The following is a 14,776-nucleotide window of genomic DNA, read 5'->3' as shown; positions in this document are numbered from 1 at the left end:
CTTTCCGGTCGCGAATCCGGTCAGGAACCCGATCGTGACGCCGTGCCCGCAATGTTCTCGAGCATGCCGCGGAAGATGATGCCGTGGAACGGCAACAGCGAGTACCAATACAGTCGCCCGGCAATACCTTTGGGAAAGAAGATCGCTCGTTGCGTGAGTCGGGTGCGGTCGGCCGCGAGTCGTTCGACCCGCCATTCCAGCCATGCGCCACCGGGTGCCCGCATCTCGGCGCGCAATCGGAGGAGTTCGGGGCGCTCGATACGTTCGACCCGCCAGAAATCGAGTGCATCGCCGGTGTGCAATTTTTTCGGATCGCGGCGCCCTCGGGTGAGGCCGACACCTCCGGAGAACCGGTCGAGCCACCCGCGCACAGTCCACGCGAGCGGGAACGAGTACCAGCCGTTTTCGCCGCCGATGCTCTCGACCACCGCGAATACCCGGTCCGCCGACGTGTCCGATTCGACGGAGCGTTCGTCGATATAGACGACCTCGCCCGCCCAGTCCGGGTCGGACGGCAACGGATCTGCGGGTGCGCCCACGGGGGACGCGCTCGACCAGCTTGTTTCGACTTCACCGTGTTCGAGCCGGCTCAGTGCGAGACGCACCGCTTCGCGATATCCGGTGAGTCCGCCGGACGGGGGAGGGATCACGGCGTCGATGTCGTGATTACGCATCACCGCGTCGGAACCCAGCGATTCGATGAGTGCCCGGCCGAGTCCCGGCGGGATCGGAGTGACGAGCCCTATCCACAGACCGGCGAGTCGTGGGGTCAGTACGGGAAGTACGACGATGCGTCGCCGCACCAGGCCTGCCACCTCGGAATACTGTTGCATCATCTCGCCGTACCGCAGCACGTCGGGACCGCCGATGTCGTAGGTCCCGCTGCGGGGAAGGGGTGCGTCGGCGGCGGCGACGAGATAGTGCAGAACGTCGCGCACGGCGATCGGCTGGATGCGGTTGTTCACCCAGCGCGGTGTGGTCATCACCGGTAGGCGGTTGCTCAGGTGCCGGATCATCTCGAACGACGCCGACCCCGACCCGATCACGACGCCTGCCTGGAGTACCAGGGTGGGAACACCTGATTCGAGGAGGATCCGTCCCACCTGGGCGCGAGAGCTCAGATGTGGTGACAATTGCCCGGATTCGGGATGCAGACCTCCGAGGTAGACCAGGCGCGACACCCCGGACTCGCGCGCAACGGCCGCCACGTTCTCCGCAGCCCGCCGCTCGGCTTCGACGAATTCGTCTCGGCCCCCCATCGAATGGACCAGGTAGTACAGGACATCCACGTCCCGGCACGCCTCGCGGAGAGACGCGGGGTCGGTGAGATCACCGCGCACGATCTCCACATCGTCGGCCCACGGCACGTCCCGTAGTTTGTCCGGACTGCGCGCGAGTACCCGTACCCGATAACCGGCTTCGAGCAGTCGCGGCGCGAGCCGTCCGCCGATGTATCCGGTGGCACCGGTGACGAGGACACGGCCGGCGGTCATCGCGCCCGCCACTTCCCGTTCAGGATGTGGCCGAGCTGGTGCCTCAGCGACGACTCGAGGTCGGGTCTGCGGAATCGATGCCCGATGTCGAGGAGCGTTTTGGGAACGACGAACTGACTCGCGCCGGCGACCTCGCGTGCGCCCTCGTCTCCCAGCAGCAGTCGTGGACCGAGACCGGGGACGGGCAGCAACGCGGGACGATGGAGCACGCTCGCCAGCGTCCGCGTGTACTCCTCGTTGCGGACCGGTTGCGGAGCCACCGCATTCACCGGTCCCGAAACGGACGGATCCGTCAGCGCACGGTGATAGATGTCGAGCAGATCGTCGATATCGATCCAGGACAACCATTGCCGGCCGTTGCCCAGTCTGCCGCCGAGGCCGGCGGAGAAGAGCGGCCGCATCAGTTGCAGGGTGCCGCCGCGCGGAGTCTGCACGATCCCGGTCCGAACCTGGACCACTCGCACACCACCCTTCTCCGCGGGCTGCGTCGAGGATTCCCACTCGGAGACCACGTCGGCAAGGAAACCCGCTCCGCGCGAAGAGTGTTCGTCCAGAGGCGCATCGCCCCTGTCGTATCCGTAGAAACCGATGGCGGACGCACACACGAATGTCGCCGGCCCGTTGCTGGTGCCGGCGGCGAGTTCGGCGAGTCGCCAGGTCGGCGCGACCCGGCTGTCGCGGACGGCTGCCTTGTGCGCCTCGGTGAAGCGTCCGGCGATCGAGGCGCCCGCCAGATGGATGACGGCGTCGACGCCTTCGAGCAGATCGGGCGCGGGATCGATCGGATCCCACTGCCTTTCCTGATCCAGTTGCTTTTCCCGGAGTCCGTGAACGGGCCGGCGCACCAGGCGCACCACCCGGTAGCCGCCGGCGCTCAGGAAAGCGGTCAATGCGCTGCCCACCACGCCGTGTGCGCCGGTCACCGCGACCGTGCGGGGACACACTCCCTCTGTGTGCGCCCGGCGGTGGCTGGCGAGATCGTCGGCGAGCTGGCGGTGCCTGTACCGAAATGTCTGGGTCAGAACGCGTTCCGGGACCGGTGTGTCCACTTTGTCTGTCACGCGGGTCCGGAATTCGTCCACGACGTCGAACCGGTGCTCGTGCCGCCACGACCGGATCAGGTTCGGCGGCAGCGACGTCAACCCGTCACGGCCGAGCGCATCGACGAAACGGTGAGGGGGATCGTAACCGTCGGGCTGGTGGTCGGAGATCCAGCGCAGGCCGCCGGGGAGGCCGAGGACGGCACGTCCGTCGGCGAGCGAATCGGCTTCGGACACCACGCTCATCGGCTGCCAGGGTGGAATCAGTCGATGAACGGCGCCGGGGCGGGCATGCCAGGCGAACACGTCGTCACGGGGGGCGTCGACGATACTGCTGTACTCGATGCCCATGTTTCCTCCGGGTTGGATTCGCCGCTGTGGCGCCGTGATTGTCGGGATCCGGTGTGCGGCGCCGGCACTCCCGGCGCCGCATTCCGGTCAGGCTGGAAGCACGCTGAGGAGGAACAGGTAGCCCTCGACCAGCGGGGTATGGATGGCCAGGAATGCAGTCTCGACGAAATCTCGCAGCACGGTGTCTCCTTATTGTCGGAGGCGGACGGTCCGCCTGTTTCTCATTCGGCGCGACCCGACCGGTGGATGGGTCGATTCGTCGATCGAATTTCCCCGTACCGTTCGAGCGCCACCCGGCGTTCGTGAGCGTGGTCCACCAGGGGCGCGGGATATCCCTCAGGCGGGCCGTCCGGCAGCGTGTGCACCCGGCTGCCCACGACACTCCGGAGTTCGGGTACCCAGCATCGGACGTAATCACCCTCGGAATCGAATTTTTCGCCTTGCGCCGTCGGATTGAATATCCGGAAGTACGGCGCGGCGTCCGTTCCGCTCCCCGCGGTCCATTGCCAATTGTGCTGATTCGAGGCGAGATCGCCGTCCACGAGGTGCGTCATGAAGTGCCGTGCCCCCCGCCACCACGGAATGTGCAGATCCTTGGTCAGGAACGACGCGACAATCATCCGGACCCGGTTGGGGACGAAGCCTTCCGCCAGAAGCTGGCGCATACCGGCGTCGACGATCGGAAACCCGGTCCGCCCTTCGCACCACGCGGTGAACAGCGCGTCGGCGTCGGGGCCGGTGTCGTATCGGATCGCGTCGAACGTCTCGTTGTAGTTCCGCCGCGCAGTGTCGGGACGGTGGTGCAGCACATCGGCGTAGAAGTCGCGCCACGCGAGTTCGCTGCGGAACGTGGTGGCCCCGGCGCCGGAGCGGTCGCGCAGGTCGTGCAACAGGGTGCGGGGATGAATGCACCCGAACTTGAGGTGGGCCGACAACCTGCTCGTGCCGTCGGCACCGGGGTGGTCCCGGTCGGTCGCATACCGCTCGAGATCGTCGGCGAGGAATTCTCGCCAGCGGGTGAGGGCGGCCCGTTCCCCGGCCGGAGGAAGCGCGATGTCGCCGGCGTCGGGGATCGCTGTGCGGCCCGGCGTGCCCGCCGGGTCGATCCAGTCGATGGTCCCGGCGTCGGTCGCTGCGGGTGGCCGCACGTCGTGTTCGAGCCAGGCACGCCGGTACGCGGAGAACACCTTGTACGGCGTGCCGTCGGGTTTCGTGATGCGCCCCGGCGACACCGCGTACGGCGATCCGGTGGACACCAGTGCCACACCCTCGAGCGCCTCGGCAACGTGCGCATCGCGCCGTGCCCCGTACGGGCCGAAATCGGCGCTGATGTGAACCTCGGACGCGTCGAAGGCGCGGGCGACCGCAGGCACGGCCTCTGCCGGATCACCTCGCACCACGAGGAGGCGGCCGGACAGATCGTCGTCGAGAGCACGCAGGCACGCCATGAGGAAGGCACGCCGGCGCGGCCCGGACGGACCGAGCAGGGCGTCGTCGAGAACGAACAACGCCACGCCCTGCTGCGCGATGTCGGTAGCGGAAAGGACGGCGGGAAGATCGCGCAGCCGGAGGTCGCGTCGGAACCAGACGATGGCGGGACGGCTCATCGAACCAGTGTGCTGGACAATGGCTGGCATGTCCGATGTCTTCGAAGTACCGATCCGTGACGAGTCGATCAGACTCGGCCAGTTCCTCAAGCTGGCGAGCCTGATCGAATCGGGTGCCGAGGCCAAGGAGGTCATCGCCGACGGCCTGGTCTCCGTCAACGGTGAAGTCGACGTGAGACGAGGCCGTCAGCTCCAGGTCGGTGATGTGGTCGAGATCGGCGGGATGAGCGCGCGGGTCGTGCGCGACACCTGACCTGCGTATCGAGTCAGTTCTCCGCGCGCACGACGACGCCGTCGTGGTCGCTGTAGACGATCTCGCCGGGGTTGAACGTCACGCCGCCGATCTCGACCGGCACGTTCTTCTCGCCGGACCCTGTCTGAGTGCTCTTACGGGGATTGGTGCCGAGTGCCTTGACCCCGATGTCGAGCGTGCGCAGGATCGCGGAGTCCCGGACAGCACCGTTGACGATCACGCCGGCCCAGCCGTTGTCGACCCCGCGGCCGGCGATGATGTCGCCGACGAGCGCGGTGTGGATGCTGCCGCCACCGTCGACGACGAGCACGCCGCCGTTGCCGGGCTCGGACAGGGTCTGCTTGACGAGCAGGTTGTCCTGGAAGCATTTGATCGTCGTGACGGGGCCCGCGAACTCGCTGCGGCCACCGAACTGGATGAACTGGGTGTCGCAGCTACGGATGTCCGGACCGATCTCGTCGGCGAGGTCGGCGGTTGCGGTGAATGCGTGGGCAGTGGCTTCGCTCATGTGCTGAGGATAAAGGGACGGCGGCGGGCCGTCCGGACGGCGGGGACCGAGATCGCCGCAATCAGATCGATGATTAATCTCTTCGCAGGCCAAAGCGTTAGATCCTTGTATCCTTCACAAAGGTTCACTTATGCCGGGTGAACGACCGACCGGGAGAACAGGACGGGGACATGCCACTCGACGGACGTTCGACGATCGTGCGTGTGCCCAAGGCCGGGGAACTGATCGCGGCGAATCTTCGCCGCCAGATCATCACCGGAGAACTCGAAGCCGGGGAGCCGCTTCCCAACGAGGCCGCGCTCATGGAGCGGTTCGGCGTCTCGCGCCCGACATTGCGTGAAGCGTTCCGGATACTCGAGTCGGAAGGCATCATCACCGTTCTGCGCGGGGCCCACGGGGGCGCCCGCGTGCAGGCGCCCGACAGGTCCACCGCAGCCCGCTATGCCGGCCTGCTGCTGCAATACCGCGGCGTCCCCCTGGCCGACGTCTACCGCGCCCGCACCGAACTCGAGGTCGCGGCGGTGGGTTTGATCGCGGCCGATCCCGACGGGCGGATCGACGAACTCGCCGCCGTGGTCGACCGGGGAGAAGCCTTCCTGGACGATCCACACGCGTTCGCGAAGGCGAACACCGAGGTGCATCGCACGGTCATGGAACTCGGCGGCAACGAGACGCTGAACACGCTGGCCGGCATGCTCCTCGACATCATGGATGCTCATGCCGCCCTGTACATTTCCTCTCGCGCCGAGCCGGACCGGCCCGGCGCGGCCGTCGCGCTGCGCGCGAGCCGCAAACTCGTCGCACTACTGCGCGCGGGCGAACCCGGCCGGGCACAGGCCTTCTGGCGTCACCATCTCGACAAGGTCGAGAAGTACATGACCGGCGACAGCGAGACCACGCTGGTGGAAGTGCTGTCGTAGGCCGGCGCACGGTGGAGCCGAGGCTCAGACGGCCCGGCCCATGCGACGCTCGTAGTCCTCGCGTTCCCGGGCCGCCCGGTTACGGGCTTTCTCGCTCAGCAGTTCGGGATCGATTCCGTGTTGCTGCAAGCGATGGCGCTGCCACACGGGCATGAGTGCCGCCGAGAAGTAGACCCAGGGCAGGAACAGCAGCAGCATCATCGCGAAGGGAATCCAGACCGGGCCCGGAATCAGCAGGAACAGCATCAACGGCGGGATGATCGGCAGGTTCCAGCGCAGCAGATAGCGCCGCGCGCCCCCGGGACCGAGGATGTCGTTGCGAACCCACTCGCGCATCTCGGGCGGCAACGTGCGACCGACCATGTATCCGAGGCGCTGAAACAAATTAGGTCGTGCACTACTCATATCGACAGCATAAGCCCTCAGTCGTACAGACCCGCCAGGCTGTCCGAGAACGAGTCCACCACCACTTTGCGGCGCAACTTCATGCTCGGCGTCAGGTCACCGGATTCCACCGTGAGTTCGCGGTCGATGATCGTGAACTTCTTGACCTGTTCCCACCGGTTGAGCTGCAGATTCAGCTCCTCGATGTACGTCCAGATCATGCCGCGCGTCTTCTCGTGCCGCGAGATCTCCGCGAAACTCGCCCCGTCGAGCCCGTTCCTGCCGGCCCACTCGGTCACGGTCTCCGCGTCCAGGCCCACCAGCGCGACGCAGTACGGCCTGCCTTCGCCGTAGACGACGATCTCCGACGCGTACGGGCAGATTCCCTTGAACGTCGCCGCGGTCGCGGACGGTGCGACGTACTTGCCCTGCGAGGTCTTGAACATGTCCTTCTTGCGGTCGGTGATCCTCAGATAACCGTCCTCGATGCTGCCGATATCGCCGGTGCGGAACCAGCCGTCCTCGGTGAGCGACTCGGCCGTCGCGTCGGGACGATTGTGATAGCCCGTCATGACGCCCGGCCCCTTGATCAGCACCTCGCCGTCGTCGGCGATCGCTATCTCGGTGCCGGGCACCGGGCGCCCGACCGTGCCGATCCGGTTCGAGTCCGGGCGGTTGACGCACGACGCGGCCGCGGTCTCGGTGAGCCCGTACCCCTCGAGCACCGGGATACCCACCGCATCGAACCACCTGCCGATGTCCGGGTTGAGCGGCGCGGAACCGGAGATGAAGAAGCGCAACCTGCCGCCGAACCGCTCGCGGACGGTGGAGAACACGAGTCGGTCGGCGAGCGCGTAGCCGAGCTTGTCGCGCGTGCCAGGGGACCTGCCGTCCTGCCGGGCCCGGGACATCTTCAGTCCGACGCCGACGGCCCAGTCGAAGATCCTCTTCTTCGCGCCGCCTTCGTCTTCCATCATGGATTCGATTCGGGCATGCGCCTTTTCGAAGATCCGTGGCGCCGCCCCCATGAATGTGGGGTGCACGACCGCGAGGTTCTCGACAATCTTGTCGACTCGTCCGTCCACCACTGTCGGGAAACCGATCTGGAGGGGAAGGGTCAGCAGCACCTTCCCGAACACGTGCGACAGCGGAAGCCACAGGTATTGGAGGTCGTCGGGACCGAGGAGGCCGATGGCGTCGATCGCGGCGGCCTCATAGGTCCAGGCCGAGTGCGGCAGACGAACACCCTTGGGCCTTCCCGTGGTACCCGACGTGTAGATGAGGGTCGCGAGGTGATCGGGCCGGATCCGCTGGATCCGGTCGGACACCGCGTTCGGGTTCTCGGCGAGCAGTGTGCGTCCGCGGTCCTCGAGATCGTCGTAACCGAGTACCCAGTCGCCGTCACCGTGGCCGTCGACGACCACCACCGCGGAGACATCCGGCAGTTCGTCCCGGTGCTGAACCAGCTTGCCGACCTGGTCGGCGTCCTCGGCGATAACGATCCGGCTTCCCGAATCCGCCACGATGAACGCGACGTCGTGGGCGTTCGTGGTGGGGTAGACCGTGGTCGTGGCCGCGCCCGCACACATCACCGCGAGGTCGGCGAGGACCCACTCGTATCGTGTGGTCGACGCGAGAGACACCCGGTCCTCGGGTTGGATGCCGAGCGCGATGAGGCCCGCGGCGAGCAGGCGTACGCGTTCGCCCGTCTGCGCCCACGTGACCCCGATCCATTCCTCCGCACCCATCGGAAACCGGAAGGCCTCGGCATCGGGAGACGCGGTGATGCGGTCGAGGAACATGTGAGCCACAGAGGGCGCCCGGTTCTCGATCTTCGCTCGATCGACCTTCTCATCGGATATGCCCTTCGATGTGGTCATATGCCCCAGTCTAGGAAGCCGGGGCGCGCGGGATGCCCGGTTTCGCCGGGTAACTCACGACCCGGGCGGAGGTAGGCGCTTGTGACAGGGACCACCTTCCGAGGGTACGTTTGGTGTAACTCCGAGAACTACTCACCGGTAGGGGTGTCTTATGCCTGCTCCGAGCGCTGCGACCTTCGCACGTCTCGCCGATCTCATCGCTATTCCCGACGCGGCGGACCGGCCCACGCGGCCTGTCGTCGAGGCGTTCACCGGGAAGGAGATCGCGTCCGTCCCCGTCGGAACCGCCGACGACGCAAAGGCCGCGATCGATCGTGCCCGCACTGCGCAGGCGTCCTGGGCGCGGATGCCCGTCACCGAGCGCGCGGAGATCATCCTCCGTTACCGCGAACTGGTGTACGCGCGGCGAAACCAGCTGATGGACATGGCTCAGGCGGAGACGGGTAAGTCCCGCACGTCCGCGCAGGAGGAGGTGCTCGACATTTCGATGACGGCGCGCCACTACGCGCACGTCGCTCCGAAACTGCTCGAGCCCCGCCGGGCGACCGGGATGCTTCCCGTCCTGACGAAGACCACCGTGCTGCACCATCCGAAGGGTGTCGTCGGCGTCATCGCGCCGTGGAACTACCCGATGACCCTTGCGGTGTCCGACGCGATTCCCGCGTTGCTCGCGGGCAACGCGGTGGTGCTCAAGCCCGACAGTCAGACGCCGTACTGCGCTCTCGCAGTCGCCGAACTGCTGTACGAGGCGGGTGTGCCACGCGATGTGTTCGCCGTGGTGCCCGGCCCCGGATCGGTGGTGGGCACGGCGATCGTCGAGAACTCCGACTATCTGATGTTCACCGGGTCCTCGCAGACGGGCCGGTTGCTCGCCGAGCAGGCCGGCCGGCGCCTGATCGGTTTCTCCGCCGAACTCGGTGGCAAGAACCCGATGATCGTCACCGCGGGAGCGAACCTGCGGAAGGTCACCGACGCGGCGGTGCGCGCGTGCTACTCGAACTCCGGGCAGTTGTGCATCTCCATCGAACGTATCTACGTCGAGAAGTCGATCGCTCCGGAGTTCCTGCGGATGTTCGGCGACCGGGTGCGCGCGATCAAGCTCGGCGCGTCCTACGACTTCGACACCGAGATGGGCTGCCTCGTCAACGAGACCCAGGTCAAGACGGTGTCGGGCCACGTCGACGACGCGGTGGCGAAGGGCGCGACGCTGGTGGCGGGCGGCAAGGCCCGCCCCGACCTCGGTCCGCTGTTCTACGAACCGACCGTGCTCACCGACGTTCCCGAGGACGCCGAGTGCTACCGGGACGAAACCTTCGGTCCGGTCGTGTCGGTGTACCCGGTCGACAACGTCGACGAAGCGATCCGGCGTGCGAACGACACCGAGTACGGGCTCAATGCCTCCGTCTGGGCGGCGACCAAGGCGCAGGGTGAAGAGATCGCGGCGAAGGTCCGCGCCGGCACCGTCAACGTCGACGAAGGTTACGCGCCGGCGTGGGGCAGCATGGATGCTCCGATGGGTGGCGTAGGCATCTCCGGTGTGGGCCGCCGGCACGGTGCCGAAGGGCTTCTCAAGTACACCGAGTCGCAGACCGTGGCCGTCACCCGGGTGCTGAACCTCGACGGCCCGCGCGGGCTTCCGAGGCAGATCTGGGCCAAGATGCTGCCCCCGCTCGTCAAGGCGATGGGGTGGCTGCCGGGTCGTTGACGGCCGGGTCCGTACGCCGCGTGATGGTGGTCGCGAGGGGCTTCTCGACGACGAAGCACAGCAGTACCGCGGCCACCATCGCCAACGGGCCGATCGCCAGATAGATCGGTGTGAGGGCGTCGTTGTAGGACTCGAGGATCGGCTGCTGCACGGCGTCGGGCAGGGTGTGCACCATGGCCGGGGTGAGGGAATCGGCGTCGTCCGCGGCGAGGCCCCCTTCCGGGACCCGTTCCGCGAGAAGCACATTCAGGCGGGTGGCGAACACGCTGCCGACCACGGCCGAACCGAGCGTCGCTCCGATCTGCCGGAAGTAGTTGTTGCCCGCGGTGGCGGTGCCGACCTCTTCGACCGGGAACGAGTTCTGCACGACGAGCACCATGATCTGCATGGATGCGCCCAGTCCGACCCCGAGCACGGCGAGGAAGCAGCACAGCACCCAGATCGGTGTGTCCACGGTGAGCAGGGACAGCAACAGCATCGCCACCGCGACGAGCACCGAGCCGACGATGGGCGTCACCTTGTATCGGCCGGTCCGGCTCACCAGACGTCCCGCCAGCGTCGAGGTGATCAGCATCGATCCCATCATCGGGAACATGAGCAGGCCCGCGACCGTCGCGCTCCGTCCCGCCACCATCTGCAGGTAGGTCGGCATGTATGCCGCGACACCGAACAACGCGATGCTGTTGAGGAGACCGGCGAGGGTGCTCACGTCGAAGTTGCGGTCGCGGAACAGGTGCAGCGGGAGAATAGGTTCCGCCGCACGGCTTTCGATGAACAGGAACAGAACTGCCGTGGCGAGCGTGCCCGCGATGAGACCCAGCACCACGGGAGAGGTCCACGGGTAACGCGAGCCGCCCCAGGTCGCGACGAAGACGAGAAGCGTCGTGGCGAGGGACAGGACCGTCATCCCGGCGATGTCGATGCGGGGCCGCGAGTTGCGGGTGCGGGGTAGCCGGAGAAAGAACGCCACCGCGATGAAGGCGAGTACGCCCAGCGGGAGGTTGATGTAGAAGACCCACCGCCATCCCGGTCCCTCGGTGAACCAGCCGCCGAGCAGGGGGCCGGCGACCGAGGACACCGCGAAGACGCTGCTCATGATGCCCAGGTACTTTCCGCGTTGCCGGGCCGGAATCACGTCGGCGACAGTGGCCTGCGACAGCACCATCAGTCCGCCGCCGCCCGCACCCTGGGCGGCGCGGCCGACGATCAGCCACGTGATATCTCCCGCGAACGCGCTGATGGTCGAGCCCACCAGGAAGATGGTCAGGGCGGTCAGCAGCAGTGGCTTGCGGCCGAACAGATCTCCTAGTTTGCCGTAGATCGGCATCGTGATCGTGGACGCGAGGATGTACGCGGTGACGATCCACAGCATCTTGTCGACACCGTGGAGTTCGCCGACGATGGTGGGGAGTGCGGGGTTGAGCACGGTCTGGTTGAGCGAGGCGACGAGCATCGTCGCCATCAGCCCGATGAAAATGAAGGTGATTGCGCGGCGGTCGAATTCGGTGTGGCTGCGCGGTGCGGCGGTGGTGGCGGTGGCATTCATGCTCGCGTGACCTCCCTGAAGTGTGCGCAGGTGCGGCGGAGGACGGAGTCCGCGTCGCCCTCGGTCCCGTTCCGAAGGTCGAGCACGGGAGCCATCGCGGTGCGCATCACGGCACCGGCCACCGTCACGATCAGCAGGGCTGTCTCCTCGACGGTGTGCCCGCCGTGTCCGCCGGGCGATGTGCCGGGCGCCTGCGACTCGGCGAGACGTGCGGTGACGAGGTCGGCGACGAGTGCCTCCACGGCATCGATGTGCTGAAGGCGCCGGCGCGCCAGTTCCGGGTGGCGGTCGAGCAACGTGACGTATTCGCCGTACGTGATGAGGCGGTGGACCGAGGTGCGGAACACCGCGAGCAACAGGAACGCGACCTTCTCGACGAGGTCGTCGCCGGCCTCGATGTGGAAATCGTCGGCGATGTCGTCGTGGATCACCGGAGCCTGCTGGCCCAGGACGGCGTCCTCCTTCGACCTGAAGTAGTTGAAGAAGGTGCGCGGCGAAATCTCGGCCCGTTCCGCGACCGCTTCCACGGTCACGTCCGAGAGGCGGTCGTGCACGGCGGCGGATTCGGCCGCGGCGAGATGGATTGCGGCCCACGTGCGGGCCCGCTTGCGCTCGCGATGGGAACCTTTCGCGTCCTGGCCCCTGGGCTCCGCTGCAGTCATGAAGTTTTACATTAGTGCAAATATAAGAATCTGCAAATGTTGTTCTCTCGAAGTGAGAACAACATTACCGCGTGCGATGCGCAGGTCAGTCCTCGACGGTGATCTCCGCGGCGTCGTCGTAGAAGCACAGGTAGCCCTCGATATCGGCGACCGCGGCGAACGGTTCGGGATACGACCACGCCACGTTCTCCGCGGGAGGCTGGCCGACGAACGACCAGTACCGCGCGGTCCCCTTGTAGGGGCAACTCGTCCGCCATTCGGATTCCTCGAGGACGGAGAAATCGACATCCTCCGGCGGCAGGTAGTAGCGGGTGGGCAATCCCGTCTCGAAGACGAGCACCGGATTGCGCGTCTCGCCGACCACGGTGCCGCCGATCTCGACCCGAACGTGGCGCGAACTGCGCAGAGCATCGACCCGATGGTGCGGGTCGCGTGGATGGGTGAACACTTCGGTTTCCTCCTCGAACCAGCGTTCGCCTTCGTCGACCTCGTCACCCGGCCCGGTCTCCCCGTGCCGGAACCACTGGAAGATCAGCCGATCGTCCAGACCGTCGACGTCGAGTTGGTAGACCACCGAATACGCGCGTTGCTCGTCGATCACGACGTCATACCACTGCCACACATCCGGTCGGCTGCGACTCGGGGACAGCGACGCCGCGATCAGATCGAGCCGGACGTCGTCGCGGGGGAACGCGTAGAACGGCACCGGCTTCCCCGGCGCCCAGACCAGCAGAGCCCGGCTGCTGTCGACGATCGTCCGATCGAACAACTGCCCCCGGATCCTCCGTTCGGTGGGCTCGTAGAGGTAGTCGTCGGACTCGGGTTCGTGACGGCGAACAGCGGACTTGCGTGCCATGCATCGACCGTATCGCGCACGGCATCGCGATGGCATGTCCGGGTGGATACGCTCGATCCGATGATCGACGACCCTGACGTGCTCCTCCGCACACTGATCGGTGTCCTCGCGCTCGCAGCGGTGGCCACGTCGGTGTTGTGGGCCTTTGGGGTTCCGCACAGGTTCGCGTCGTTGTACGCGGTGGCGCGTGGCGCACTGCAACTCGCGATCGTCAGCGTCGTGCTCACCGGAGTCATCACCAACGGGGCGTGGGTCGGCGTCGTTCTGCTCGTCATGTTCTCGGTCGGAACATGGACGGCCGCGCGCCGGGTCGGAAGCGGCGTTCGCGTCCTGGCCATCGTCGCCGGGGCCATGCTGCTGGGAATCGGTGTCGCGCTCGCGGTGATCTTCGTGACCGGAGCGGTAGCGGCGACGCCGCGGTACGCGCTCGCGCTCGGCGGCATCGTCATCGGCAACGCGATGACCGTCGCGGGTCTCGCAGGCCGGCGGTTCCACGAGTTCGTCGTCGATCGATGGCTGGAAGTCGAGGGATGGCTCGCGCTGGGCGCGACCATGCGGCAGGCAACGGCCGAGCACGCACGGCTCGCGGTGCACGCGGCGATGATTCCGCCGATCGATCAGACCAAGACAACCGGCCTGGTGACACTTCCGGGTGCGTTCGTCGGCGCGATCTTCGGCGGGCTCTCCCCGCTCGAAGCGGGACGATTCCAGGTCGTCGTGCTCGCGGCGATCATGGCTGCGGGATCGATCACCGCCGTCTGTGTCGCCGTCGGCCTGGGCCGCGTCGCCGGGCAGCAACCCGTGGTGCCCGGCTGATGGGGCACGCCGCTCACCACCATCCCGCACGTTCGTGTCGCCGCGCGCGTGGATCGCCGGCGTCCGGGGGTATCCCGTCGTCGTGGTGAGCTATCCCGGTGCCCAGGAGTACCTGCCCGAGACACGCGAGGTGCCCGCACTCGCGGCGGCGGCGCGCGCTTGCCGCGGATGCGACCTGTACAAGGCCGCCGACCGAACCGTTTTCGGAGCGGGGCCCGAGAGCGCACGCATGCTCCTCGTCGGCGAGCAGCCGGGAGACCAGGAGGACCGCGCCGGCGAGCCGTTCGTCGGACCGGCGGGGTATCTGCTCGACAAGGCTCTCGAGCAGGCGGGTGTCGATCGCGGCTCGGTCTACGTCACCAACGCCGTCAAACACTTCCGCTTCGACCGTTCGGCGAACGGCAAGCGCCGCATCCACAAGAAGCCGTCGGGTGGCCAGATAGCGGCGTGCCGCCCCTGGCTGCTGGCCGAACTCGAGGCGATACGCCCGGAGGTGGTCGTGTGTCTGGGCGCGAGCGCGGCGCAAGCGCTGCTGGGCAACGGATTCAGGCTCACCGAACACCGCGGCGAAGTGCTGCGCCTGCCCGACGAGATACGCGGCGGGCACGATCCGTCGGTGGTGGTGACCATCCATCCGTCCGCGGTTCTCCGCGCCCGATCGGACCGTGACGACGCGCTCCGGTCGCTCGTCGGTGACCTCCGCCGCGCCGCCCGCTCAGGGCAGTGACGGTCGCGCGGGACGCGGTAACTCAGGA

The 14,776-nt window shown here is 67.0% G+C and carries 14 protein-coding genes; 5 read left to right on the top strand and 9 right to left on the bottom strand.

What is annotated here, in order from left to right; genetic code table 11:
- Positions 1–20: 20 nt before the first annotated feature.
- From HF886_RS10635 to HF886_RS10625, 3 genes are all read right to left on the bottom strand, one after another.
- Positions 21–1,493 (bottom strand): SDR family oxidoreductase, encoded by a 1,473-nt coding sequence (locus HF886_RS10635; protein WP_169652275.1) that lies wholly within the window; start codon positions 1,491–1,493, stop codon positions 21–23.
- Positions 1,490–2,884: a TIGR01777 family oxidoreductase gene (locus HF886_RS10630; RefSeq protein ID WP_169652274.1), complete on the bottom strand. Its 1,395-nt coding sequence runs from the start codon at positions 2,882–2,884 to the stop codon at positions 1,490–1,492. Before HF886_RS10630 ends, HF886_RS10635 begins: the two co-directional genes overlap by 4 nt.
- 221 nt (positions 2,885–3,105) lie before the next feature.
- The gene (locus HF886_RS10625) at positions 3,106–4,491 is read right to left on the bottom strand and encodes a deoxyribodipyrimidine photo-lyase (protein WP_169652273.1); all 1,386 of its coding nucleotides are present in this window, start codon (positions 4,489–4,491) and stop codon (positions 3,106–3,108) included.
- Positions 4,492–4,519: 28 nt separating this feature from the next.
- On the opposite strand from HF886_RS10625, the gene HF886_RS10620 reads away from it, so the two are divergent.
- Positions 4,520–4,744 carry an RNA-binding S4 domain-containing protein gene (locus HF886_RS10620; RefSeq protein ID WP_169652272.1) on the top strand — a complete coding sequence of 75 codons (225 nt, stop codon included), beginning with the start codon at positions 4,520–4,522 and terminating at the stop codon, positions 4,742–4,744.
- A 13-nt stretch (positions 4,745–4,757) separates the two neighbouring features.
- On the opposite strand, the gene rraA is transcribed toward HF886_RS10620, so the two are convergent.
- A complete protein-coding gene (rraA, locus tag HF886_RS10615; protein WP_169620837.1) occupies positions 4,758–5,252 on the bottom strand; it encodes a ribonuclease E activity regulator RraA in 495 nt (164 codons plus the stop codon).
- Positions 5,253–5,422: 170 nt separating this feature from the next.
- Here rraA and HF886_RS10610 point away from each other — a divergent pair, with 170 nt between their 5' ends.
- Complete coding sequence (locus HF886_RS10610) at positions 5,423–6,172, top strand: GntR family transcriptional regulator (RefSeq protein WP_169652271.1); 750 nt, start codon at positions 5,423–5,425, stop codon at positions 6,170–6,172.
- A 24-nt stretch (positions 6,173–6,196) separates the two neighbouring features.
- Here HF886_RS10610 and HF886_RS10605 read toward each other — a convergent pair whose 3' ends face one another.
- Complete coding sequence (locus tag HF886_RS10605) at positions 6,197–6,577, bottom strand: DUF5313 family protein (protein ID WP_169652270.1); 381 nt, start codon at positions 6,575–6,577, stop codon at positions 6,197–6,199.
- Between the two features lie 17 nt (positions 6,578–6,594).
- The gene (locus tag HF886_RS10600; protein ID WP_169652269.1) at positions 6,595–8,436 is read right to left on the bottom strand and encodes a long-chain fatty acid--CoA ligase; all 1,842 of its coding nucleotides are present in this window, start codon (positions 8,434–8,436) and stop codon (positions 6,595–6,597) included.
- 151 nt (positions 8,437–8,587) lie between these two features.
- Here HF886_RS10600 and HF886_RS10595 point away from each other — a divergent pair, with 151 nt between their 5' ends.
- The gene (locus tag HF886_RS10595) at positions 8,588–10,141 is read left to right on the top strand and encodes a succinic semialdehyde dehydrogenase (protein ID WP_169620834.1); all 1,554 of its coding nucleotides are present in this window, start codon (positions 8,588–8,590) and stop codon (positions 10,139–10,141) included.
- Here the strand turns inward: HF886_RS10595 and HF886_RS10590 are convergent.
- The 3 genes from HF886_RS10590 to HF886_RS10580 form a co-directional block, all read right to left on the bottom strand.
- Positions 10,110–11,687 carry an MDR family MFS transporter gene (locus tag HF886_RS10590; protein ID WP_169652268.1) on the bottom strand — a complete coding sequence of 526 codons (1,578 nt, stop codon included), beginning with the start codon at positions 11,685–11,687 and terminating at the stop codon, positions 10,110–10,112. The genes HF886_RS10595 and HF886_RS10590 overlap by 32 nt on opposite strands.
- Positions 11,684–12,349, bottom strand: a complete 666-nt coding sequence (locus HF886_RS10585) for a TetR/AcrR family transcriptional regulator (RefSeq protein WP_169652267.1) — start codon at positions 12,347–12,349, stop codon at positions 11,684–11,686. The genes HF886_RS10590 and HF886_RS10585 overlap by 4 nt, the downstream gene beginning before the upstream one ends.
- Before the next feature lie 85 nt (positions 12,350–12,434).
- On the bottom strand, positions 12,435–13,205 hold the full coding sequence (locus HF886_RS10580) for a DUF427 domain-containing protein (protein ID WP_169620831.1): 771 nt from the start codon (positions 13,203–13,205) through the stop codon (positions 12,435–12,437).
- 63 nt (positions 13,206–13,268) lie between these two features.
- On the opposite strand from HF886_RS10580, the gene HF886_RS10575 reads away from it, so the two are divergent.
- Positions 13,269–14,021 carry an ABC transporter permease gene (locus HF886_RS10575; protein WP_346765350.1) on the top strand — a complete coding sequence of 251 codons (753 nt, stop codon included), beginning with the start codon at positions 13,269–13,271 and terminating at the stop codon, positions 14,019–14,021.
- An 82-nt stretch (positions 14,022–14,103) separates the two neighbouring features.
- Positions 14,104–14,748 carry a UdgX family uracil-DNA binding protein gene (locus HF886_RS10570; RefSeq protein ID WP_169652352.1) on the top strand — a complete coding sequence of 215 codons (645 nt, stop codon included), beginning with the start codon at positions 14,104–14,106 and terminating at the stop codon, positions 14,746–14,748.
- Positions 14,749–14,776 lie beyond the last annotated feature (28 nt).

The sequence above is a fragment of the Rhodococcus sp. 105337 genome (genome assembly GCF_012844225.1).
Lineage (GTDB): Bacteria > Actinomycetota > Actinomycetes > Mycobacteriales > Mycobacteriaceae > Rhodococcus.
Note: the sequence above shows the minus strand (reverse complement) of the source record. Positions and strands in the feature narration are given on the sequence as shown.